The following is a 25964-nucleotide window of genomic DNA, read 5'->3' as shown; positions in this document are numbered from 1 at the left end:
ATACCATATTATAGATGCACTATAGACTAAAACAAGGATGGGTATAAAAGAAAGATGCACGGCATTCAGGTCGTTGTTCCCCTGGTTTTATTCTGTTTAAGAAAGTTAGTGAACGAATCCGATTTCTGAATAAATTATTAAGTCCGATCAAATGACCAACAAAAATTTCCTATGCCTAGCCTGTCTAATTTTCAGCCTGGTCTTAAGCGCTCAAAACTCCAAGAAAAAAGGAAAATTGGGCAAAAAACCGAATGTACTTTTTATTATTTCCGATGACCTTACGGCTACGGCGATTTCATCTTATGAGAATCAGGCCATTCATACGCCCAATATCGATAATTTAGCGGCCCAGGGCACACGTTATACCCGTGCCTATACCCAATACCCTGTATGTGGACCATCGCGGGCCTCCTTAATGTTCGGCTATTACCCGAATGCTACGAAAACCTACGGTTATGTCAGCGGTCGAGCCAATGTCGGCCCCAATCGACAATCATTGGCGCAATTGTTTAAAGACAATGGGTATTATACCGCTCGGGTAAGCAAAATTTACCATATGGGGGTGCCTATCGATATTGAAAAGGGTTCGAACGGTACCGATGATGAGGCTTCTTGGACGGAGCGGTTCAACAGCCAAGGTCCGGAATGGCAAGCCGAAGGCGAAGCTGAATTGGTACAAAACAATCCGTATGGTGACAAACCCCGAAAGGGAGGTAATGTCATGACCATTGTAAAGGGCGAAGGGGATGATTTGGCGCATTCCGATGGAAAAACAGCTCAAAAGGCGTCCGAATTACTTCGTGAGCATAAAGATGAACCTTTCTTTTTGGCGGTGGGTCTGGTACGGCCCCATGTGCCCTTTGTAGCTCCGAAAAAATATTTCGAACCTTATCCGCACCAACAAATGGTATTGCCGCCCAAAGTTGAAAACGATTGGGATGATATTCCGGCACGAGGCATCAATTACGTGACCAGTCTAAATGGTGAGATGTCGGAAGAGCAGGAGAAAAAGGCGGTTGCCGGCTACTATGCTTCGGTGGCCTATATGGATGCGCAAGTGGGTAAAATTCTAAAAACCTTAAAAGAGGAAGGATTGGAAGACAATACCATCGTAGTATTTACCTCTGATCATGGTTTCCATCTCGGAGAACATCGTTTTTGGATGAAGGTTAGTCTGCACGAAGAATCGGTACGTGTGCCTTTTATTATTAAAGTACCGGGAAAATCACCCGCGGTGTGCGATTCCTTTACCGAGCTCTTAGATCTTTATCCGACCTTGTCGGAATTGGCCGGATTAAAAACTTCGGAACACCTACAAGGAAAAAGTTTGACCGCAACGTTGGACGATCCGGAACATTCAGTTCGTGATATGGCCTTTTCGGTAACCCAAGGAGGAAAGTCGTTTTTGGTGCGTACCGATAAATGGGCGTATATTCAATACGATGAAGATGCAGGTTCAGGTATGGAACTGTTCGATATGGATTTGGACCCGAAACAGTACAATAATTTAGCGCATAACCCCAAATACAGTGCTATTTTGGAGCAAATGCAAGAACGCTTGCAATCAAAACTAAAAGAAGTGCGAACGAATGATTTGGGATTTGATTACAAAGCGAAGTAGCACGATTTTACTTCTTATTGGGTCGTTGTTGTTTCTTTCCTGTAAAATTCAGGAATTTAAGGTGCTGCCTGATAGGATCATTGCCCATAAAGTGGAAGCGATCGAATCACCTACTCAATTGGTTGGGCCATCTGTTTTTCAAATTCCAGATTATTTTGTTTGGGGAGGGAGCGTTGTAAAAGGCGATGATGATAAATATCATATGCTTTTTTCCCTTTGGGAGAGTGGTATTCCTGGAGGAAGCTTTTCCAAGAATTGGGTGCTGCAGTCTAAAATAGGTTATGCCGTTTCCGATTATCCCGATCGCAATTTCAGGTTTCGGAAAATTGTACTTCAGGGTAGGCGTTACGATGGGAATACCGAAGTCTGGGATGCCCAAATGGTACATAATCCACATATCAAAAAATTCAATGACACCTACTACCTCTATTATATTGGCGGCAAAGATCCTGGGGAACAGCCCAAGGGGTCCGCAGGGGAAAACCTGGATCAAAGGGCGAGCGTACAACAAACGTTATGTATTGGGGTGATTGCGTTTAATAGTTTCAACGACTTGCTTTCCGGAAATTTTTCACGACCAAAACAACCGCTTTTAGAGCCACGAACAAGGGTAAAGCCCGGTTCGGTACTTAATGGATCATCAAAGGGAACCATAGCCAAACCAGATAATATAATAGTAGTCAACCCTTCGGTAGTTTACAACCCGAAGACTAAAAGGTACTTACTATTCTTTAAAGGGAATTTATACGATCCCCATTGGAAGGGTGCGCACGGAGTAGCCATCGGTGATACCCCTCTCGGACCCTTTGCTCCAAAAGATAATTTTATTTTTGATGTTCGTATGCCCGATGGCAGTTTGGCAAGTACCGAAGACCCCTACGTTTGGTATGTCAAAGAGCAAGACCAATTTATGGCGGTGGTAAAAGACTTTACAGGGCGCTTGACCGGTCAAAAGAAAACCTTGGCGCCCTTGTTATCGTTTGACGGAATTCGTTGGCAGCTTGCGAAAAATCCATTGTTTATGAAGCGGGAATTGCTTTTGCCCAATGGGTCGGTATTAGCGGTCAATAGGTTAGAACGATCTCAGTTGTTGTTAAATAAGCGCGGTATTCCAACGGTCATGTATGCGGCCTGTGCTGTAGGCAATGTCAACCCCAAAAACGATGGGAGCTCATTTAATGTGCAGATACCTTTGGTGGGTGATTAGATAGGGTGAAGGTATGCGATATGTGGGCTTTTGTTTAGAAATAAAACAATAAAAGAAAATGAATGCGATATGTGGTAAATTGAAAAAGTTAAGAGTTGTGTTCGGCCTTTTAATATTCTTTTCATTAGCGAGTGGGATGGCGCAAAACCGCCCCTCAATTCTGGTAAAAGTAGAAGACAAAGCTTCCATCCTTAAAAAAATTGAAACCGAAAAATGGGCTGCCGACATTTATTCTGCACTGTGGAATAAAATCACACCTTTAGCCGACAGGCATCGTACAGATCCCGAATGGATACTTTCCCGATACCAGATGAATAGGCTCAAAGGAAAAAGATACACCGATTTCATGACCGACCCCAAAGGCACGAAGCTTATTGCCAAATGGGGAGATGCCCCTTTTTCTACGATACGACCGACAACACACAAACGACCGCCACTTGATCCTGAAGGGTATCGGTTTAGAACCTTAAAACTGGAAGAGTTTCCGGTGTACGATTCATTGCCGAACATGTATTTGCAATCCTCCGCCCCTTCGGGTAAATGGTATTGGACGGATCCTCAAAGCCATATTGGCTATATAAACAGCATGATCAATAGCCTTTGTTTGGAGTCGGCTATATTATATTGGTTGACTAAAGAGGAGAAATATGCAGAATTCGCCATGGATATTTTAGTACAGTGGGTTCAAGGTGCCTACTATCAAAAGCCTCTCGAGGGCGCTTGTCGTGATGGATTTTTTAGTGTACAGTCATTAGGAGATCGGAGTTATGCAACCCTTCCTTTGGCCTATGATTTTATATACGACTATCTGAAATCGAATTATGATCAGATTTATCGATTTGACAGTGTTTTCGATCGTATGGCGCAAACTCAGTTAGAGCGGGGTTTTTGGAGCAACAATTGGTACGCTGCCCAGAGCATCACATTCGTATACAGTGCCTTAGCCCTTTCCGATAAGGCAAAAAGGGATAAATACATGAATTACTTTATGAAAGAAGATCATGTTAATAAAGGATGTGGGCGACTGTCTTTAACGAGTACCGCTGAAAAACACCTTACGTATGACGGTCATTGGAAAGAGCCCGGGGGGTATCATAACTACCCTGTTGGCGCAATTTTACAAGCTGGTGTAGCGGCAGAGAACAACGATTATTTGGCCTTTAAAGAGAACCCACCGCTTTATACTTCCTCTTATGTGCTGCTAAAGTATCTTTTTCCAAATGGGAAAACGATGGGTTATGGTGATACCGGAAGAGGAACCGCTTCGCCCGAACATCTTGAAATTGCCATTAAAATGGCGGGTAAGTATGATGACCCAGTTCAAAAACAATTATATGGTGTAATGAATAGGATGCTTGAGAACGGGTATAATAGAAATACTTCAGGTTGGTTCGGGTTGTTGAACAATGTTTCGAATATTCCAGAGCAGGCTGATGAGGTATTAACATTGCCGCGATCTGGCAAATTGGAGTTTTCACAATGCTATTATCAAAGAAACGGAACCGATAGTTATACCGGTCTCATGTGTTATTTACAAGGGGCTAGTTATAACCATAACCATGCAAACGGGGTTGCGATGGAACTTTATGGGCAAGGCATGGTATTGGGCCCGGATCCTGGTATCGGCGGGCATTATGATACGGATATTCATAAAAATTACTATGCTTTATATGCGGCACATAACACCGTTATCGCCGATGGAAAATCAGCACCGCTGAGGTCTTTTAATGGCGGAGGTGGAGAAAAGCCTATGGGAGCATTAACCCTGCGGGCTATGGAACCGATGGCAGAGTTTCAGGCGATAAGTCCGTTTTGTTCCTTTACATCGGTTGATTATATAGAGCCATCCACCGAAACACAACAGAAACGGACCATGGCGTTGATTAGAACTTCGGATAAAACGGGCTATTATGTAGATATTTTCCATTCCGACAATGCTAATAAAAACGAATACGTTTACCATAACTTAGGGCATTCTGTTACATATTTAAATCGAGACAATTCGTTGCTCAAATTAAATTCCTCTGAAGAACTATCGGAGCACAAAAAAGGCTTTGGTCCCGGATACGTTCATTTTATGGATAAAATGACTACGGGGGTTTTAGATCAAAGTGTCAAAGCACAATTTAAATTAAACGCGGTACAGGGTAAAAAGATTTTTATGGATATGCATATTCCCGGAGCTGAAAATCGGGAATATTTTTCGGTAATGACGCCAAAAGCATATACTGCTCCACAGGAATATAGAGAATTACCGGTGCCTGCCGTAGTTATTCGTCAAAATGGTTCGGCATGGGGAAAACCATTTATGGTACTGTATGAATCTTTCACCGGCGAAGGGAATAGTAGTTTGAAAACGGTGACAGGAACATCTGAAAATGGAATTTCGGTTGTGAATGCCTCGAGTATGCTTGCTAGGGGTATTGCCTCAAAGCAGACGATTATTCAAAATATTGATAGTACCTCAACCTTTCGTAAGGACAATGAATTTTTTAAAGGGCATTTTGGTATAATCGGATATGAGAATGACAAACTTTCTTACCTCTATTTGGGACATGGTAGTACGATTTCTGCAGACGGTTTTTCGCTAAGGACAACTGTCGAAAATAAACATGGAGCTGCCAATCTAATGGTAAAGAATAAGGGATTATTTTTTGCATCCTACCAGGCTATGCAAGTATTTATTCCAAAGGAATATGTAAAAAGAAATAGAGATTTCGAAGTCATGGTCACCATACATAAAACACCAATGAAGTTGAAAACGGAAAAGGTAAAAGGCGGCTGGAACGTGCAATTGCCAGCTACGGAAGGTGTTTTGGTAGGTCTTGAAATTAATTAATATATCAAGAAATGAAGTGAAAAGACATATATCCTTTGGTGTTGCCAATACCTAATTGGCTTTTATATTTTATTATATTAAAAATTTAAAACCACATGCGACGAGCACTATTATTTTTTTTCTTACTGATTGTTTTTAAAAGTTATTCCCAAAAGCGAGACTTCGCCGACCACTTGAAATATGTGGGCATAGCGGTCGAAGACCCCGACTTTACCATTTGGGGTACTTCCCCGGTAATCGATGATGCGGGCAAGGTTCATCTTTTTGTTGCCAGATGGCCCGAGAAGAATGTGGATCCTGCTTGGAGAAAATCGTCTGAAATTGCACATTATGTGTCCGACTCTCCCGAGGGCCCTTTTATATTTTCCGATGTTGCCATCAAAGGTACCGGCACCAATACCTGGGATAAATATGGTGCGCATAACCCCGAAGTAAAGCGAGTGGGTGATAAATATGTGTTATTGTACATCGGCAATTCAGATTACCGTCAACCTCCGCATCCGGCAAACCAATGCATCGGTATGGCTCTGGCGGATTCTCCTTACGGACCATGGGAAAAGGTCGGCCGAAACGGGAAAATACTCGATGCTGGCGATTCCACCAAATGGAACTATCAATCAAGAAACGGGGTGGCCAATCCCGCTTTTTTAGTCAAAGACGGGAAGTTTTTTCTGTACTTTAAAACACGTGCCGGCGATGACCTGAAATATGGCCTGGCAACCGCTGATAAGCTGCTAGGGCCATACACCATTTTAGACAATCCGGTGACCTCGAATAATGGTACGCTCGAAGACGGTGCCGTCTTCTATTATAAAGATCATGTGTATTTGTTGACCACCGACAATCACGGTCAAAATACAGGGATTGTCGGTGGGGGAACGCTATGGAAATCAAAAGATGGACTTACCTTTAAACTGGAGGATGCCACTGTGGCATACGATAGGCTCCCGGTTTACTATAAGGATTTTGACGAAAAAAAGGCGACAAAAATTTATAGCCCCGACCCAAAATTGGAGCGCCCCAAAGTGCTGATGATCGATGGGCGTCCGGCCTATCTGTATGGCCCCAGTGGATGGAATATGTCCGGAGGGGAAAGAACGGTTTCCCATGTACTTAAAATCGATTTGCCCACAACTATCGATTGATTTTTTATCTTACCCGTTCTAAATGCACAAGTAACAGGTAACACAAATTTTGAAGAGTAATCCAATGACCAAAATACTATTAATTCTCATTTCCCTTTTTGTTTTTGCCTGCACACAGGCACAAGAACATCCTGACGTATTGTTTTTTAAAGATAGACTTCAAGCCGTTCAGGCGGAAAATATTTTTAAAACCGAAGGCTATTACAATTGGGGGCCATCCATTATAAAAGGAAAAGATGGAAAATATCATATGTTCTATTCCCGATGGAACAAAAAATATAAGTTTACCGGTTGGCTTACACATTCCGAAATTGCCCATGCAGTAGCGAAAACTCCCTCGGGTCCGTGGAAATTTAAAGAAGTTGTCTTGAGAGGAAGAAGAAATGGGAAATGGGATGCGATTACCGCCCATAATCCTAAAATAAAATATTTTGGAGGCAAGTATTATCTTTATTACATCTCCACTAATTTAGGGGAGAAAAAGTATTCGGAAGATGATCTAGTAAATACGGCACATACGGGCTACAAACATCCCAATTGGAGCATTTTACGCCCGAACCAACGTACCGGTGTTGCCGTCTCCAACACTATCAATGGCCCCTGGAAACGGTTGGATAATCCCTTGATTGAACCATCAGGGCCTATTACCACGTTAACGGTCAATCCTGCGGTCGCTCAGGGAAAGGATGGAAAGTTCTACCTTGTTGTAAAAGGCGACAAGCCCAATGTGACGGGCTTTATCAGAAATCAGGCGATCGCTATTTCCGATACACCGACAGGCCCCTTTGTTATTCAAGAAAACCCCGTAATTGATTACCTTGATACCGAAGATATGTCGATATGGTACGATAAAAAGCGGGATTATTTTTATGGAATTTTTCATGCACATACCTTTTTCGGCATGGTAAGTTCACCTGATGGGGTTCATTGGTCAAAAGCTACTGAGTATGTACTTGCGCCCAAAGATATACCTTTGAGTGATGGAGGAAGCATTAAGCCCGATAGAATGGAGCGCCCTTTTGTGTATGTTGAAAATGACGAACCCCAAGTATTGGCAATGGCCGTAAAGAAAGAAGACGAATCCTATATTGTTACAAGGCCTGTCGAACAGCAAAGAATACCATTGCCAAACAAACGGCAGCTAGCTTGGCAACAGGCTGAAATGGGAGCAGTATTTCATTATGATTTGCATGTTTTTGATCAAGTGAAATATGGTCAGGGCAACAATCGAATTTCCCCGGTCAGGGATTATCAAATATTCCATCCGGATAAACTGGACACAGACCAATGGATCAAGGCGGCCAAAGATGCCGGTTTTACCTTTGCCATTTTAACGGCCACCCATGAAACTGGTTTTGCCTTATACCAATCGGAAGTCAACCCTTACAGTATGAAAGCCCTGCGATTTCAAGACGGTAAGGGCGATATTGTTAGGGATTTTGTGGAATCTTGTAGAAAATATGGTATCAAGCCGGGTATCTATTTGGGAATTCGTTGGAACTCCTTTTTCGGAGTACACGATTTTAAGGTAAACGGTGAAGGGGAATTTCGGGAGGAACGACAAAAGTATTACAATCGAATGGTGGAAGGTATGGTCAAGGAAATCTGTACCAATTATGGTGAACTTTTCGAAATATGGTTCGATGGCGGAGCCGATAGTCCGCATCGAGGTGCGCCGGATGTATTGCCCATCGTTCAGCAGTATCAGCCCAATTGTCTCTTTTATCATAATAAACAGCTTGCAGAAGCGCGTTGGGGCGGCTCTGAATCGGGAACAATACCATACCCTTCCTGGGCTACTTTCCCGTACCACTCTACTGGTGCTGGAGAGTCGGCAAGTGAAGCGATATCAAATAATAATTTTGAATTGTTGAAAACCGGAGACCCTGAAGGGAACTATTGGATGCCCGCCATGTCCGATGCACCATTGCGAGGCTTTAATGGGCGACACGAATGGTTTTGGGAACCGGGAGATGAAGAACATATCTTTCCATTGGAAGATTTGATGAATATGTACTATAAATCCGTAGGCAGAAATTCTACCTTGATTATGGGGCTTACTCCGAATCCTGACGGACTGTTACCAGAACCCGATGTAAACCGATTGAAGAAATGGGGCGATGAAATCAACCGAAGGTTCGGGAAGCCTATTGCCGAAACTTCAGGAAAAGGAAAAAGAATCACGCTATCGCTAGATAAAGCGCAAGAAATCAATCATATTGTTTTACAGGAAGATATTGTTCACGGAGAAAGGGTACGGGCTTTTACTATAGAGGGTAAAGTAAATCGGAAATGGAAGGTATTGTATAAGGGCTCCAATATTGGCCAAAAGCATATCATACAAATACAGTCACAACGGGTAACCGCAGTACGCTTAAATGCCATCGATTTCCGTATGGAGCCATTGATTAAAGCCATACAAGTTTTTAATGTGAACTGAGTTATGCCAACCCAAGCGAAAATCACCAAAGTAAATAAGGTATAGATTGGTAAGGTTCTAAAGCCGAATGGCTTTAAGTCAGTATATTATCGCATAATTTTTCAATTATGGACAAATGTCAATTCTTGTTATGTTTTTTTGTTGGTTGCTATTCACTGGTTTTTCCGCAGACCAATGAAATCGATGTGTATCTCATTGGTGGACAATCAAATGCTACGGGGCAGGGATACATGGTGAACATACCTTCCGATTTCAGCGTAAATTCAGAAGTGCTTTTATTTCACTCGCATTTGATGAAAGGAGAAATGCCCTACGTTTGGCGGCCCTTGCATCAGGCCTCGGAATCTACCGATCGTTTCGGGGTAGAGCTTTCGCTGGGTACAAAACTCAAGGAGTTTTTTCCAGACAAAAAAATGGCGCTAATAAAACATGCTTATTCGGGGTCCAATTTGTTTGAGGACTGGAACCCGGGTGAAAACATAAAAGATACGATAGCATATGGTATTCAGTTTAAACATTTTGTGAAAACTGTAAATAAAGGACTTGATGATTTGAGGTCACAGGGGTTTGTCCCCAAAATAAAAGGGATGGTTTGGCAACAGGGAGAAGGAGATGCGAGGGAAGATTCCGGAATCGAGAATTCCAAAAACTATGGTAAGAACTTGAGACACTTCATAAAACGGGTGCGAAAACAGTTTGGGGCGAAAGCGATGTTGTTTATTTATGGTTATGTAATTCCTGTCCCCCAAAAAGTGTATGCAGGCAGGGAAGAAGTTCGCTCGGGACAACGATATGTTGATCAAGATTCAGGCAGGCCCTTGGCACTGAAGAATGCGTTTGTTGTTTCAACTGACGATTTACCAATACGTGCTGACGAGCCCCACTCACCCTATCCCAACGACAAGATACACTTCAATACCTATGGTATTTTAGAGCTGGGCAACCGATTTGCAGAAAAGATAAAGGAACACCAATGATTAAATTCACTAAAATGCGCATAAACCGACAACAGAAATTTTTTATTGCCGCCCATATTTTGTTTTCCTGCTTTATCCTAACAGGACAAGTGGGCGAGGAGCATCTTAAATTATGGTACGAAACTCCTGCTGATGGATCCGTGCACGATTCACCAAACGGTTGGAAAGATGACCCCGAATGGCTTAAATCTCTTCCGTTGGGCAATGGTTCTTTGGGGGTCATGGTTTTTGGTGATGTGAACCGCGAACGCATTCAATTGAACGAAGAAAGTATGTGGTCGGGTAGTCCTGATGACAATGACAACCCAGAGGCCTATGCCGCTCAAGACAAAATTCGAAATTTATTGTTTGAAGGAAAGTATAAAGAAGCGACCGACCTTACAAATAGTACACAGGTTTGCAAAGGCGAAGGGTCTGGTCATGGAAACGGGGCAGAAGTACCCTTTGGATGTTTTCAGACTTTGGGGGATTTATGGATCGATAATGGAAAGCAAGAGCCCTATGAGAATTACCACAGAGAATTAGATCTCGATGACGCAGTCGTTCGTGTTAGCTATACACAAAAGGGTATTAACTATAAGAGAGAAATGTTTACAAGCTATCCTGATCAGGTTATGGTTGCCCATTTTACGGCAGATCGACCAGGTGCAATTTCTTTTACAGTTTCGATGAACCGCCCGGAACGCTATAAAGTTAATGTTGAAGACGACCAATTGGTAATGTCAGGTACATTATCTAATGGTAAAGGGGGAGACGGGTTGGAGTACATGGCGCGTCTGAAAGCAATACCTACAAATGGAAGGGTATCTTATAACAACGGTCAAATTGAGATTGAAGACGCCGATGAGGTAACGCTTCTTCTTTCGGCTTCAACAGATTATATGTTGAAATATCCAGATTACAAGGGGCGGGATTATAAAAACATAACCGCCAATAATTTGGAAAATGCCACCGAAAAAGCGTTTCAGCAGCTACTGGATGATCATATTAACGAATATCGATCGTATTACCAACGTGTTCGATTTGATATCACCCCGGAAAGTGTCGACCCGATACCTACCGATGAACGGGTAAAAAATTACAAACAAACCAAAAGCGATTCCCACTTGGAAGAGCTATTCTTTCAATACGGACGGTATTTGCTTATCTCGTCATCGCGACCGGGTACATTACCTGCCAATTTGCAGGGCATTTGGGCCAATAAGATTCAGACCCCTTGGAATGGGGACTACCACACCGACGTTAATGTCGAAATGAATTATTGGCCTGCCGAGGTAACCAATTTGTCCGAAATGCATTTGCCCCTCTTTGATCTTATCGAATCTTTGGTCGAGCCTGGCGAAAAAACGGCCCAGGTGCAATACCATCATGAGGGTTGGGTCGTGCATCCTATCACCAATACTTGGGGCTATACTTCTCCTGGGGAAGCGGCCAGTTGGGGAATGCATACCGGTGCTGGGGCTTGGATCAGTACTCATATTCTAGAACATTATGCTTTTACCGGTGATAAAATATTTCTGAAACGGATGTATCCCGTTCTCGGGGGGTCTGTCGAATTCTATATAGACTGGTTAGTGAAAGACCCAAAAACCGGGAAATTGGTTTCTGGTCCGGCGGTATCTCCAGAAAATACTTTTATAGCCCCAGATGGAAGTAAGAGCCAAATCAGTATGGGGCCCGCCCATGACCAGCAGGTCATTTGGCAGCTCTTCACCGATTTTTTACTGGCTTCAAAGGAGTTGGGGGTTAAAAACGATTTCACGGTTAAAGTGCAAGAATCATTAAATCAATTGGCCGGACCGCAAATTGGTTCCGATGGTAGGTTGATGGAATGGGCCGAAGAATTTCCGGAAGTAGAACACGGACACCGCCATATTTCACATCTTTTTGCATTGCACCCTGGCAGTCAGATTGATTTAAGGGAAACTCCCAAACTAGCAATTGCGGCAAAAAAGTCATTGGATTATCGTATCGATAATGGGGGCGGACATACGGGCTGGAGTGCAGCTTGGTTAATCAATCAGTACGCACGCTTGCAAGATGGGGAAAAAGCCAAAGAAAGTCTTGAGACGGTATTATCGAAAAGTACTTCGCCCAATTTATTCGGTTTGCACCCTCCTTTTCAGATGGATGCCAATTTCGGCGCAACTGCCGGTATGGCCGAAATGCTGCTGCAAAGCAGGGACGGAATTGTACATTTACTTCCTGCGCTTCCCAAAGAATGGCCTGATGGCAAGTTGTCTGGATTAAAAGCTAAGGGCGGGCTCACCATTGATATGGAGTGGAAAGATGGCAGCCTCTTGTTCGCTAAGATATATTCTTCAAAGACCCAAAATATTACTTTGGCCTATAAAGGAAAAGAGACACTTTTAGCTTTAAAAAAAGGGGAGAAATATAATTTTGACAATTAAATAGGTCACATGAGGTGCTATGCGATATTCGCATCGCATTTGATTTTTAATCTGTGATATGATTGTTAAAAGGTCAAAAAAGTGAAGTGCTGGCAAGAAAAAAGGAATATTATTTTTATATTCACGGGCGCTACACAAAATGGTTTAGAACCGAACAGATATAAATTCAATAACAATGGAAAAAATGGAGAATAACAAGAAGGGCAAAGGACTGTCTGAAAATTCAAGAAGGAATTTTGTCAAGAGTACAGCGTTGCTTTCAGGCGCTATGGTACTTCCGACATTTCAGATGGGTGCTATGGTAAATGTACTTAACGATAAGAAGCTTAAACTTGCCGTAGTAGGTTGTGGAGGCCGGGGAACAGGTGCGGTTGTTCAAGCCTTAAAGGCCGATGATAATGTAGAACTGGTTGCCATGGCCGATGCTTTCGAAGACCGGTTGAAATCAAGTTTGACCAATATTGCCAAAGCAATGGGCGAGACCAAGAAAATAAATGTAAAAGAAGCACATCAGTTTGTAGGCTTCGATGCGGCCGAAAAGGCTATAGATTTGGCAGATGTGGTCATTTTAGCCACTCCCCCAGGGTTTAGACCGCAACATTTTGAGTATGCCATAAATAATGGGAAACACGTTTTTATGGAAAAGCCCGTTGCCACCGATGTTCCCGGGGTACGTAGGGTACTGGCTGCCGGTAAAAAAGCGAAAGAAAATAAATTAAATGTTGTTGTCGGACTCCAACGTCACTATCAAGATAGTTACCTTGCCGCATTAGAGCAATTGAAGCAAGACAAGATTGGTAAGATTGTATCAGGTCAGGTATATTGGAACAGTAGAGGTGTTTGGGTACGGGAAAGACAGCCTCAACAGACTGAACTTGAGTACCAAATGCGTAATTGGTATTACTTCAATTGGTTATGCGGGGATCATATTCTTGAACAACATATTCATAACATCGATGTCGCAAACTGGTTTATTGGAGAGTACCCAATCTCTGCTCAAGGTATGGGAGGTAGACAAGTTCGTACAGGCAAAGACCATGGTGAAATTTTTGACCACCATTTTGTAGAATACACATATCCGAGTGGTGCTGTAATCGCAAGTCAGTGTCGACATCAGCCGGAAACAATGAGCAGGGTGTCCGAATTTTTTCAGGGAACCAAAGGAACGGTTTCAACCAAAGGAGATACGGCCGAATTAAAAGATTGGAGTGGCAAAACATTATTCGAACATAGAGGAAAAGATGATCCGAATCCGTATGAAGTAGAACATGTTAAATTATTCGAATCGATTCGAAATGGTGGCGTTATCTCAAATGCTGAAAACGGGGCGAAAAGTACCCTTACTGCGATAATGGGTAGAATGGCCACTTATTCTGGTAAAGTAATCAATTGGGACGAAGCTTTGAACTCTGATTTGGTTTTGGTGCCCGATAATATGACATGGAATTCTCCTGCACCGGTTCAGCCTTTGGCAGATGGTACCTATGCAATACCTACACCCGGAAAAACAGTGGTAGTATAACACCTGCCATTATAAATAGAATATTTATTTGAATCCACATTTGTATATGTTTAATATCAAGCATTTAATGTCCCTACTAGCCGTAGGGACATTATTTTTTTCCTGTAAAGACAACCCAGAAAACAAAATAACAACTGAAAAATCGACAAAACCGAACATCATCTATATTTTGGCCGATGACTTGGGTTATGCCGAATTGGGGGCCTATGGCCAAGAAAAGATCGAAACTCCTAATATTGACGCCTTGGCAAAAAACGGTATGTTGTTTACACAGCATTACAGCAGTGCTCCCGTTTGTGCCCCGGCAAGATATATGTTGATGACTGGAAAACACGCAGGGCATGCCTATGTACGTAGTAATTCTGAGTGGGGCGAACGTGGTGACGTCTGGAATTACAGGGCAATGGCGAAAGACTCCGTATTAGAAGGACAACGACCGATGCCCGAAGGTACGGTAACCTTTGCGGCTAAACTTAAGGAGGTAGGCTATGCCACCGGTATGATTGGCAAATGGGGATTGGGAGCCCCGAACACCCAATCAATACCCAATGAAATGGGCTTTGACTTTTTCCTTGGATACAATTGTCAGCGTCAGGCGCATACGTATTATCCGCTCTTTTTATACAAGAATAGAAACCGCTTACATTTGGCCAATGATACTGTTGCACCAAATACCAAATTGCCAAAGGGCGCAGATCCAAAAGCTTCAGAAAGTTACTCCGATTTTACCCTGAATCAATATGCACCGGATATTATGTTCGAGGGAATGACCGGCTTTGTCGAAGAGAACAAGAACCGACCTTTCTTTATGTATTGGGCCAGTCCCATTCCGCATGTCGCACTTCAAGCGCCGAAAAGATGGGTAGATTATTATATTGAAAAGTTTGGCGATGAGGAGCCCTATTTGGGTGATAGGGGTTATTTTCCGCATAAGAACCCCCATGCTGCCTATGCCGCTATGGTTTCTTATTTAGATGAAAATGTAGGAAAACTGGTAAAACAATTGAAAGACCTCGGTATTTACGATAATACGTTGATTGTGTTTACTTCTGATAACGGGCCGACGTACAATGGGGGCTCTGATTCTGAATTTTTCGATAGTGCAAAGCCCTTTCAAGGAACAAGGGGTCGAGGAAAAGGGTTCTTGTATGAAGGGGGTATTCGCGTGCCTTTGATTGCTTCATGGCCAGGGAAAATAGAGCCGGGTAGCAAGAGCGACCATGTTTCCGCACATTATGACATGATGGCTACATTTGCGGATGTTGCGGGCTACAAAGCTCCTGAAAATGGAGATGGTCTCAGTTTTCTTCCTACACTACTTTCACAAAGTGATCAGCAAAAACATGACTTTATGTATTGGGAATTTCCTAGTAGTGGCGGACAAGTTGCCATTCGAATGGGTGATTGGAAAGTGTTGCGTAGAAATTTAAAAAGTAAGGATGAGCCAACTTTGGAGCTCTATAATTTAAAGGATGATCCAACTGAAACGACCAATGTGGCGGATGCCCATCCGGAGATAATAGAAAAGGCTGCGGAAATTTTCAGCAAGGAACGTGAGACTCCCGAATTGGAAAGTTTTAAGATTCCTTTGATTGAAAACGGTCTACTAACTAACAAATAGACCGTATCTTTACCCCTCAAATTTTTTACCCTATGATGCGAAATAGTAGTGCAATTCTAGTTATGTTGATTCTTTTAATCGGATTTACTAGTTGTAAAAACAAAGAAAAAAAAGATAATCAAGCTGTACAAAAGGAGGTGAAGACCGAAGTTGCCAAGGTTGCCGTACCTCAAAATATCGAAGTTGTAAAGTCGAAGCCTGAAGATGTAAAGGTTCCTGAAGGTATGGTATGGATTGATGGAGCGACTTTTATGCAAGGGGCGGTGGATCAAGACAAAATGGCGATGGACCATGAAAAACCTGCACATAATGTAGCCGTCGATGGCTTTTTTATGGATGTCACTGAGGTTACCAATAGCCAATTCAAGAAGTTTGTCGATGAGACGGGTTATGTAACGGTTGCCGAGCGTGCCATTGATTGGGAAGAGATGAAAAAACAGCTTCCCGAAGGAACCCCTAAACCTCATGATTCTATTATGCAGCCTGGCTCTTTGACTTTCAAAAAAGCAAAAAGCAGTGTTCCAAATTTATATGATTTCTCTCAGTGGTGGAGTTGGACTATTGGTGCCAACTGGCGACACCCCAATGGTCCTAAAAGTTCTATAAAAGGTAAAGACGACTACCCTGTGGTCCATATTGCCTATGAAGATGCCTTGGCTTATTGTGAATGGGCCGGTCGAAGATTGCCCACCGAAGCGGAATGGGAACTCGCTGCTCGAGGTGAGGAAGAAAATGCTATATATTTCTGGGGGAACGATGCTTCGGGCCTTGAAAAGAAAGCGAATACATGGGAAGGCGAATTTCCTGTTACCAATACAAAAACCGATGGCTATGAGGATCGTGCCCCGGTGAAATCATATCCTCCCAATAATAAGGGACTTTACGATATGGCAGGAAATGTTTGGGAATGGACTGGCGATTGGTACAACACGAACTTCTACAATGAAATGCTTTCGACCAATGCGGTTACTAAAAATCCGCAAGGGGCAACCGCTCCGTTTAATGAGCGGGATCCATATGCCAAAGAAAAAATAATGAAAGGAGGGTCGTTTCTCTGCAACGCTTCCTATTGCGCCAGTTATAGAATATCTGCAAGAATGGCGACAAGTCTCGACTCCTCATTGGAGCATTTGGGTTTTAGGACTGTGGCTTCCGTAGAAATGGCAAAAAAAGAGAAGGATTAAACCAAACCGACCTAATGAAGTTTTTAGAGAAATTCAGTCCCCAACTCGTTGTTGAGTCCCCAGGAAGAATAAATCTTATTGGGGAACACACCGATTATAACCTAGGGTATGTACTGCCCACCGCAATCGAAAAGAAGATTATTTTCAAATTACAAAGGAATGGTTCGGATACCGAATGTAACATTTACAGTACGGACTTTGATATAGGTTTTAAAATCAACCTAAAAAAAATTGCTAGAAGTTCGGTAGAATGGGAAAACTATATTCTAGGCGTTCTCAACGAAATTTCAGAACGAACCGATGGTGTTAAAGGCTTTGATTGTACATTGCAAAGTAATCTTCCACAAGGGTCAGGTTTAAGTTCCTCGGCCGCATTGGAATGCGGACTGGCTTTTGGTCTGAATGAATTGTTCGACCTTGGTCTTACTAAAAAAGATATTGTGCAATTGTCACAAACTGCAGAACATACCTATGTAGGTACGCAGTGCGGTATTATGGATCAATTTGCCTCGGTGATGAGCCAAGCCGGGCATGTTATTTTGCTCGATTGTAAATCGTTGGAGCATAGCCAAATTCCAATAGCGTTTGAGCCTTATCAAATCGTAATGCTTAATACGAAGGTATCGCATAATTTGGCAACAAGTGAATACAATGTGCGAAAGCAGGAGTGTGAAGAAGGGGTTTCGGTAATAAAAAAGAAGTATCCTGAAGTTGGCTCCCTCAGAGACGCCACTTTACAAATGCTCGAGGAGGTAAAGCAAGACATGCGTGAAGTGGTCTTTAACCGTTGTTTATTTATAATTGCTGAAAACGAAAGAGTTTTGTTAATGGCAGATGCACTAAAGAATAATGATTTGAACCAGGTTGGTGCACTGCTGTATGAGGCTCATGAGGGAATCAGTAAGCTGTATGAAGTAAGTTGTCCGGAATCCGATTTCTTGGTTAACTTTTCAAAGGGTTTTTCCGCTGTTTTAGGTGCTCGCCAGACTGGGGGAGGGTTTGGCGGTTGTACGCTGAACATTGTTCATCGGGATAGCGTTGATGAATTTATAGAAAAGGCAAGTATCGCCTATAAAAAAAGTTTCAATATAGCATTGGAAGCTTTTACGGTAAGCCCCAGTGCCGGTACAATGGCTCGATAGAAATTTATTAAATAGATTCAAACTTGATTTGCCGTAATTTTTTGATTCTTGTAACGATAGGGTGCTTTTTATTCATAAAAGCCGACAGCCTCCCTAAACTCCATTTTTCTTTTTCTACTTAAAGGTATCTTTCTTCCGCAAATCGCCACTGTTGAACTATTAAAATTCTCGACTTTTTGTAGGTTTATAATATATGATTTGTGAATTCTGACAAATGTTTTGTTTGGTAATTGTTTGGCAAAGGCGGTCATGGAGGAGAGAATCATCATGTTTTTGTTTTCCATAACGAGTTTAACGTAATCGCCTAAGGCTTCTACCCACTTGATATCTGATAGTCTGACCCTGACACTTCTTGACTCGCATTTGACAAAGATGTGCTTTTCTTTTTGCTTTGGAACACCTATACCAGACTTGAAGAATGCCTTGTCAACAGCACTTTCAAAGCGATATGGCACAGTTGGTTTTAAGAGGTAATCGGCAACATCGTAATCAAAAGCCTTCAGAGCATGGTCGGCGTTGTTGCTGATGATTATAACTTGCGGGCTTTGTACTAAAGTTTCTAGTAGCTCAAATCCGTCAATATGCGGTATGTCGATATCGAGAAAAAGAAGATCTATTTGATCGATGTCGTTGATATTATCAAGTGCTTCCAACCCATTTTTGTAGCTGGCTGCAAGGTTCAAAAGCGGGTGCAATGAAATCAATTTTTTGAGTTGCTCTCGTTGCATTTCCGAATTATCTACGACGATACAGTTTAGTTTTCTAGTTTTCATGGTCAAAGATTCGTGTTTCTATACCTATCTACGAAGAATGAGTTCATAGGGTTTGGTTTTCTGAATTTTTTTTAACTTTTCTTTTTTTAGCTTGAACTTTGCTTGTAATTCGACTGGGGGAATGATGAGGTGTGTTTCCTTTTCGGGGAATTGATGTAAAAATGAAAGACAACTGCGAATTCAAACGGTCTTTCGAATAGATAACTTTTGATAACTTTTAATGTAAGGTTTTTGCTAAAAAACCTACTTTTGTAGTATAAATTTTTTGAAAATTTGAATTATGTCGGATAAAATCGAACGATTAAAAACATTGATTATTGGGTCTGGACCCGCAGGATATACCGCAGCCATATATGCCGCTAGAGCAGACCTCAAGCCGGTGGTTTATACTGGTATGGAGCCAGGTGGGCAGTTGACCACGACTACAGAGGTCGATAATTTTCCCGGTTACCCTGAAGGAATCGATGGCCCTTCTATGATGGTTCAGCTACAACAACAGGCCGAACGATTTGGTACCGAGGTTAGAATCGGTATGGCTACAGCAGTTGAATTGAGCGATGAAGTTGGCGGTATTCATAAAGTGACCATTGATGGAAGTACACAAATCGAGGCAGAAACCATAATTATCTCTACAGGAGCTACGGCAAAGTATTTAAACATTCCTAGTGAACAACGTTTGCGCGGTGGGGGTGTTTCGGCTTGTGCGGTGTGCGACGGTTTTTTCTATAAGGGTCAAGATGTTGCCATTGTTGGTGCCGGTGATACGGCAGCCGAGGAGGCATCTTATTTGGCCAATATTTGTAATAAAGTTACCATGTTGGTAAGAAAAGATTATATGCGAGCTTCTAAAGCGATGCAACACAGGGTAAATAGCCTCAAGAACATAGAGGTTCGTTACAACACTGAAGTTGATGAAGTGTTGGGAGATCAGGTCGTGGAAGGACTTCGTATGGTCAATAATCAAACCGGTAAAAAAGAAGATATCGCTATCACTGGGCTTTTTGTTGCCATAGGTCATAAGCCGAATACTGATATTTTCAAAGGCCAATTGGATATGGATGAGGTCGGTTATATTCTTACTCAAGGAAAATCGACAAAAACCAACAAACCAGGTGTTTTTGCTAGTGGCGATGCTCAGGACAAAGAGTACCGTCAAGCAGTAACAGCGGCAGGTACAGGTTGTATGGCCGCTTTAGATGCTGAACGGTATCTTGCGACAGTTGAAACCCACGAGGAGGTCGCGACCTCATAATTAAATCGATAATATAAATAAAAAAGCGCCGCGTAAGCGGCGCTTTTTGTTTCAAGCAATAAAATCTTAATCAATTCTTTTATAATTTTCAGAATTTATGCGGTTTCCATCTTCGTCGAGAAAAATCTGGCTAAACCGATGGTTGTCCAATTGAAGTTCCATTTTCCATTCCATATTTTCATTGGCAATCTTACGCATCGAGGCCGACATATATTCCAGTCTTTCGGTTAAAGTATTGTCCGTAGTTTCGTAAGAGCCATATCCGAACCATTCGACAGAATCCGTTGGCACATACCTCGTCCACATGACCTTTCCGTCATAATACATTTTTATTTGTCGATATCCCTCTGTAGTGGGTAGGGTATCTGAAACGGTAACACCATCGAGATAATTGTAGAAACTGACAAGCTCCCAAGTACCTTCAATTGATGGATGATAAGCTAGCTTTTCAGAATCAGCTTCCGTAGCGGAGACTAGAAAAAGCAATAAGAAAATCAATCCGAGTAATTTTTTCATAGTCTTTGTTTTTAAGTTATAATTTAAAATACCTCAAAATGGTATCATCATTAATTGATCCTTCTATAATTTTCAGAGGCGATACGGCCTCCTTCTTCATCGAGATTAATTTGGGTGTAAGTGTTGTTTTCTAATTGTAGTTCCATGTGCCATTCCATGTTCTCGTTGGCAATTCTTCGCATCGATGCCGACATGTATTCCAATCTTTCGGTCAAAGTACTATCTGTCGTTTCATAGGTTCCGTACCCGAACCATTCAACTGATTGGTTAGGGGTATATCGTGTCCACATTACTTTACCATTGTAAAACATTTTAATTTGATTGAATCCGGTAGCTGGTGTGAGGGTATCGGTGATGTTGACACCATCATAGTTGTACCGGTTTATCAATTCCCAAGTACCTTCGATTGACGGGTGGTAAGATTTCTTTGTAGGCACGGTAAAATTGGTCGTCAAGACTAAAATCAAAAACAAAAGAACTAAAACAGATAACTTTCTCATAATAGTAATCTTTATGGTTAATGATTGGATTATATATCAAAAGTTACGAATTTTTTTGTTAAAAAATCAATTTTAAGTAATAAAAAATGTGTTTTTAAAAACTAGGAAAGGGATTTATATAGAATGCTTAAAATCAAACATTTCCTACGTAAAATGTTTGATTTTCAATTTTTTTTGCAGACTTTAGTTATGAACTACTAACTCCAATTTACTATGAAGAATACACTTTTTTCATTGTTTGCCCTGTTATTGACTTATACGCTCGTCGGCCAAACTATTAGTGGCAAAGTGACTGACAACATGGATGTTCCTTTACCAGGGGTGTCAATAGTTATTACTGGAACCAATACGGGAACCACCACTGATTTCGATGGTAACTATTCGATAGTTGCAAGGGAAGGTGACATACTACAATTTTCTTATCTAGGAATGAAAACCAAAGAAATTACTGTAGGAAGTAATCAAATTTTAGATGTTCAACTCGAAGAAGATTCAGAACAGTTGAGCGAAGTTATTGTGACAGCTTTTGGAATATCGCAGGAAAAAAAGGCCTTAGGGTATGCCGCCCAAAGTATAGATGCCGAAGCAATTGTAAAAACTAAGCAAACAAATTTAGTGAATGCGCTGCAAGGACAAGTTGCCGGGGTACAGATTACCAATTCTGGTGGTGCTCCTGGGCAGAGTGCAAGAATTATTATAAGGGGTATAAACTCATTAGACCCGCAGGCAGACAACCAACCCCTTTTTGTAGTCGATGGAGTACCTATTGATAACTCCACTGTAGAGTCAACAAACACCCCTCGTGGATTATCAAACAGGGCAGCGGATATAAATCCGGCAGATGTTGAATCTATGTCAGTGTTAAAAGGTGCGGCCGCAACTGCACTTTATGGAGTAAGGGCTGCCAACGGAGCCATAATTATTACAACTAAAAAAGGGCAAAAAGGTCAGGTAAGGGTTAACCTGAATACTTCAGTTGGTTTTGAAGAGTTAAACCGTCTGCCCAAGTTACAAGATCAATATGGACAAGGTTTTAGTGGGGAATACGATCCCACTAGTTTTTGGCCTTCTTGGGGCGCTCCAATATCGGAGGTTGCGCTAAATGTTCCTGGACATAAATATCAAGACAATTGGAACAGGGCATTTAATACGGGTGTTCAAACCGATCATAGTTTAAGTATTTCAGGAGGAGGAGATAGAGCGACTTTTTATGGATCGTTCGGGCGCTTCGATCAAAAAGGCATAATTCCCTTTAGCGATTGGGCAAGAACTACAGCTAAACTTTCGGGAACGGTTCAGGTAAGCGAAAAATTTGATTTTAGTGGATCTATAAATTATACCAACTCAGGGGGGAATAGGGTGCCGCACGATCGGTTTATGGAAAGAATGATGTATTGGGCAGAAACCCAAGATGTACGTGACTACATTAACCCGGATGGCACAATGAAAACCTATGGGAATACAAATCCGATATATGATGCCCGTTTTAGTACCTATGTAGACAACGTAAATCGAATAATCGGTAATTTAAATTTAAATTATAATCCCACGGAATGGTTGACCCTTTCTTATCGTGTAGGTACTGATTTTTATAGTGATGTCAGAACGGAGATTACGCCCGGACCCAAAGGCATTGACGGCGAGCTGCCATTAAGCTCTACAGGTGAGTTGGAGGAAACCAGAATTAACAGTAGGGATATTACCTCAAACTTTTACATTACTTTAAAGAAGCAGTTCAATGATGACTGGAATACATCTTTGCGATTGGGTAATGACATTTTTGAGCGAAAATATGACCGGGTTACGGCAACCGGCTCCGATTTTGTAATTCCAGAGTTCTATAACCTTAATAATACGAGACAAATTTTTGCGGATCAGGGAAAAAGTATCAGAAGACTGGTCGGCTTCTATGGAGATTTGATGGTAAACTATAAAGAATATCTGTTTTTGAATGTAACCGGAAGAAATGACATTTCGTCAACGTTGCCTAAAGATAACAATTCTTTCTTCTATCCTTCGGTGAATTTAGGTTATGTATTTAGTGAACATTTAAATACCAATTCTTGGTTAACCTTCGGTAAGCTTAGGGCATCTTGGGCGCAGGTTGGAAAAGATACGAATCCACATGTTCTCGGGGCTACCTTCGTTTCGCCAGATGTTTTTCCACTTGACGGACAGGTCGGTTTTAGTAGAAATAGTACTTTCGGAGATCCAGCATTAAAACCAGAGTTGACTACTTCTTTGGAATTTGGGGCACAATTGGCATTTTTCGATGGGCGGTTAGATTTAGACTTGACCTATTATAAATCGAATGCCGAGGACCAAATTATACCGGTTCCCATCTCAGATGGAACAGGTTTTTCGTCCTATATCACCAATGCGGGTGAAATTGAGAATAGTGGTGTTGAGATTATTCTTGGTGGTGATATTGTTCAAAATGAGGATTTTGAATGGACCGCTACTGCCAACCTATCGATGAATAACAATGAAGTAAAGGCTATTCGCGAAGGTATCGATGAAATTGTGGTAGGTAGCCAATTCGGATATGCCGGAAGTACAGTGACCATGAAGTTGATAGAAGGCGAGGCCTATGGTAACCTTTATGGAACTAGTTATTCACGTTTTGGTGCCGATGAAAACAACTTGTTTCTCCAAAGCGGTCTCCCAGTGATTATTGATGATGAAGGCTTCCCCGACCGTAATGCCGATCAGCTTATTTTGGGCAATGCGGTTCCAAAATGGATAGGAGGTCTGAGAAATGAACTACGGTACAAGAATTTCGAATTAAGCATTTTAGTTGATTTCAGGGCAGATGTAGAACAATACAACCAATTCGACAATTTTCTGGCCGCCTTTGGTAAAAATGAATATACATTGGCCAGAAATGATTTTAGGGTGTTTGATGGTGTTTTGGAAGATGGGACGACCAATACACAAGAAGTCTGGCTTGGACAAGGGGTAGGGCCCGATGGCAATGATTATGGTGCGGGATTTTGGCGGAACGATTATAGGGGTATCACCGAAAATTTTGTGAAAGATGCGAGTTACATTAAGTTGAGAAGTATATCACTGGCCTATAACCTCGACGACAGAATACTGGATAGAACGCCGTTTACGTCCCTTAGGGTTTCTCTGGCCGCGAACAATATCATTTTATATTCCCCATGGGATGGTTTTGATCCAGAGTCATTTTCAGCAGGAGCAGGAGGCAACGCCATCGGATTTACGGGTCTCGGCTTTCCCGGCACACAGAGCTACTACTTGACCTTGAATTTCGGGTTATAGTAATTGTCAGTAGTACTGTGACTACCTGCACAAATTTGAATGGATATAAACATGCAATATCAAAACACAATTGTCTTTACAACAAATAAAAAAAATCGGATGAAACCAAGCAATATTTTAACAAAAATAGGGAGCACCATATTGGTGCTGATGACCTTTTCATGTGACTCTTATTTAGATGTCAATGAAAATCCAAATAATCCTGAAGATGCACCAATCTCTGGTTTAATGATTAATAGCACCTATGAGTCGGCCAATAATGTATATCGCGTCGGAGATATTACATCAAACTATGTTCAATATTTGGCGTCACCAAACCCTGCAAGTGCTTCAGATACCATGGAACCCGTGAGTAACAATAACACATGGTTCAGTTTATATAATGTCATGACAGATTTGGTAGTGCTTATTGATAAAGCAGAAGAGCAAGGTGCCTCTCACTATCAGGGTGCCGCTCAGGTCTTAATGGGGCTCAACCTTAGCATGGGTGTTGATATCTTTGGAAATATGCCGTTTTCTGAAAGCTTTAATTTTGAAACAGTTACCCCGAAATACGATACTGATGAGGAACTTTATAGCGTGGTCATGGATTATTTGGATGCGGGCATCACAAATCTTCAGGGTGAAACAACGGCATCATTAGGCGATGATGATTTTATCTATTCAGGAGATGTTGCCAAGTGGATTGCTTTTGGCAATATGCTTAAGGCTCGTACGATGATACACCAGAAAGGATTAACAGGTTACAATGATACTGCAGTTTTAGCGGCACTGGATAAAGCATTTCAATCGAATGAAGATAATGCACAAGTTTCTTTTTTCGAACAATCGATTAATCCATGGGCCGATGTAGCCAGGGATAATGCTGATTTATTGCTTGGTGGGTGGATTTCCGAGCAATTTATCCAAGCGTTGGATGGAACCTCATATGAAGCGATTGATCCAAGACTTAAATTAATGGTAGGTACGACTGATGCTGATGAATTTGTGGGTACGGTAAATGGTTTAGGGAGAGGAAATGCCCCAGAGCAAGGAGCGAGGTCTACCTTGGTCGAAGATCAATATTACACTTCGATAACCTCACCTATATTAATAGGTACGTATAGTGAGCAAAAGTTTATTGAGGCAGAGGCAACTTTTGATACCGACAAAACACGGTCGTATCAAGCCTATTTGGATGGGATTGAAGCCCATATGGAAATGCTTGAGGTACCCCAGCTAGAGATAGATGCGTATTTGGAAAGTTCAAGTGTAGATATGGGGGAGTCTGTTTTCTCCATAAACGATATATTTAAGGAAAAATGGATTGCTTTATTTTTACATCCGGAGGCCTGGAACGATGCGCGAAGATTTGATTATCAATATAAGGATATGACTTTGCCCGCTAATTTAAATCCAGATCTTAGCGGTCAGTTTATCAGAAGACTTTCCTATCCGGATAGTGAGGTAAGTAGAAATGGAAATAATGTACCATCGGTAACCTTGCTTGATCGTATTTTTTGGGATGCCGAATAAGCAATCAATGGTTT

General features: G+C 41.8%; 17 protein-coding genes. 14 read left to right on the top strand and 3 right to left on the bottom strand.

All coding sequences use genetic code 11. The features are described 5' to 3' along the window. Window positions 1–151 precede the first annotated feature (151 nt). The 11 genes from AACZ88_RS03620 to galK all read left to right on the top strand — a co-directional run bounded on the left by AACZ88_RS03620 (window position 152) and on the right by galK (window position 18109). Window positions 152–1621, top strand: a complete 1470-nt coding sequence (locus AACZ88_RS03620) for a sulfatase (RefSeq protein WP_339706307.1) — start codon at window positions 152–154, stop codon at window positions 1619–1621. Next, window positions 1590–2828, top strand: a complete 1239-nt coding sequence (locus tag AACZ88_RS03615) for a glycoside hydrolase family protein (protein ID WP_339706304.1) — start codon at window positions 1590–1592, stop codon at window positions 2826–2828. The genes AACZ88_RS03620 and AACZ88_RS03615 overlap by 32 nt, the downstream gene beginning before the upstream one ends. Window positions 2829–2886: 58 nt before the next feature. Further along, window positions 2887–5667 carry a hypothetical protein gene (locus AACZ88_RS03610; RefSeq protein ID WP_339706301.1) on the top strand — a complete coding sequence of 927 codons (2781 nt, stop codon included), beginning with the start codon at window positions 2887–2889 and terminating at the stop codon, window positions 5665–5667. 95 nt (window positions 5668–5762) lie between these two features. Next, entirely contained in the window at window positions 5763–6812 is a 1050-nt protein-coding gene (locus tag AACZ88_RS03605; RefSeq protein ID WP_339706298.1) for a glycoside hydrolase family protein, read from the top strand. Between the two features lie 64 nt (window positions 6813–6876). Continuing rightward, the gene (locus AACZ88_RS03600) at window positions 6877–9252 is read left to right on the top strand and encodes an alpha-L-fucosidase (protein WP_339706295.1); all 2376 of its coding nucleotides are present in this window, start codon (window positions 6877–6879) and stop codon (window positions 9250–9252) included. 107 nt (window positions 9253–9359) lie between these two features. Continuing rightward, window positions 9360–10229, top strand: coding sequence for a sialate O-acetylesterase (locus tag AACZ88_RS03595; RefSeq protein WP_339706292.1), 870 nt, complete (start codon window positions 9360–9362; stop codon window positions 10227–10229). Between the two features lie 14 nt (window positions 10230–10243). Continuing rightward, on the top strand, window positions 10244–12640 hold the full coding sequence (locus AACZ88_RS03590; protein ID WP_339706289.1) for a glycoside hydrolase family 95 protein: 2397 nt from the start codon (window positions 10244–10246) through the stop codon (window positions 12638–12640). A gap of 175 nt (window positions 12641–12815) precedes the next feature. Then, entirely contained in the window at window positions 12816–14162 is a 1347-nt protein-coding gene (locus AACZ88_RS03585; RefSeq protein WP_339706286.1) for a Gfo/Idh/MocA family oxidoreductase, read from the top strand. A gap of 67 nt (window positions 14163–14229) precedes the next feature. Further along, window positions 14230–15783: an arylsulfatase gene (locus AACZ88_RS03580; protein ID WP_339706283.1), complete on the top strand. Its 1554-nt coding sequence runs from the start codon at window positions 14230–14232 to the stop codon at window positions 15781–15783. Window positions 15784–15815: 32 nt separating this feature from the next. Continuing rightward, window positions 15816–16967, top strand: a complete 1152-nt coding sequence (locus AACZ88_RS03575) for an SUMF1/EgtB/PvdO family nonheme iron enzyme (protein ID WP_339706280.1) — start codon at window positions 15816–15818, stop codon at window positions 16965–16967. A gap of 14 nt (window positions 16968–16981) precedes the next feature. Continuing rightward, entirely contained in the window at window positions 16982–18109 is a 1128-nt protein-coding gene (gene galK / locus AACZ88_RS03570) for a galactokinase (RefSeq protein WP_339706277.1), read from the top strand. Window positions 18110–18177: 68 nt separating this feature from the next. Here the strand turns inward: galK and AACZ88_RS03565 are convergent, their stop codons facing one another. Further along, complete coding sequence (locus AACZ88_RS03565) at window positions 18178–18882, bottom strand: LytTR family DNA-binding domain-containing protein (protein WP_339706274.1); 705 nt, start codon at window positions 18880–18882, stop codon at window positions 18178–18180. Between the two features lie 280 nt (window positions 18883–19162). Between AACZ88_RS03565 and trxB the strand changes: the two genes are divergently transcribed. After that, a complete protein-coding gene (gene trxB, locus AACZ88_RS03560; protein ID WP_339706271.1) occupies window positions 19163–20134 on the top strand; it encodes a thioredoxin-disulfide reductase in 972 nt (323 codons plus the stop codon). 66 nt (window positions 20135–20200) lie between these two features. Here the strand turns inward: trxB and AACZ88_RS03555 are convergent, their stop codons facing one another. Both AACZ88_RS03555 and AACZ88_RS03550 read right to left on the bottom strand, forming a co-directional pair. Next, window positions 20201–20650 carry a hypothetical protein gene (locus AACZ88_RS03555; protein ID WP_339706268.1) on the bottom strand — a complete coding sequence of 150 codons (450 nt, stop codon included), beginning with the start codon at window positions 20648–20650 and terminating at the stop codon, window positions 20201–20203. Between the two features lie 50 nt (window positions 20651–20700). Beyond that, window positions 20701–21150, bottom strand: coding sequence for a hypothetical protein (locus AACZ88_RS03550; protein WP_339706265.1), 450 nt, complete (start codon window positions 21148–21150; stop codon window positions 20701–20703). Window positions 21151–21363: 213 nt separating this feature from the next. On the opposite strand from AACZ88_RS03550, the gene AACZ88_RS03545 reads away from it, so the two are divergent. Both AACZ88_RS03545 and AACZ88_RS03540 read left to right on the top strand, forming a co-directional pair. Then, a complete protein-coding gene (locus tag AACZ88_RS03545; RefSeq protein WP_339706262.1) occupies window positions 21364–24435 on the top strand; it encodes a SusC/RagA family TonB-linked outer membrane protein in 3072 nt (1023 codons plus the stop codon). 99 nt (window positions 24436–24534) lie between these two features. After that, entirely contained in the window at window positions 24535–25950 is a 1416-nt protein-coding gene (locus tag AACZ88_RS03540; RefSeq protein ID WP_339706259.1) for a SusD/RagB family nutrient-binding outer membrane lipoprotein, read from the top strand. Window positions 25951–25964: the final 14 nt, after the last annotated feature.

Origin of the sequence: uncultured Kriegella sp. (genome assembly GCF_963975415.1) — a bacterium.
In the GTDB taxonomy this organism is placed as follows: domain Bacteria; phylum Bacteroidota; class Bacteroidia; order Flavobacteriales; family Flavobacteriaceae; genus Kriegella.
Note: the sequence above shows the minus strand (reverse complement) of the source record. Positions and strands in the feature narration are given on the sequence as shown.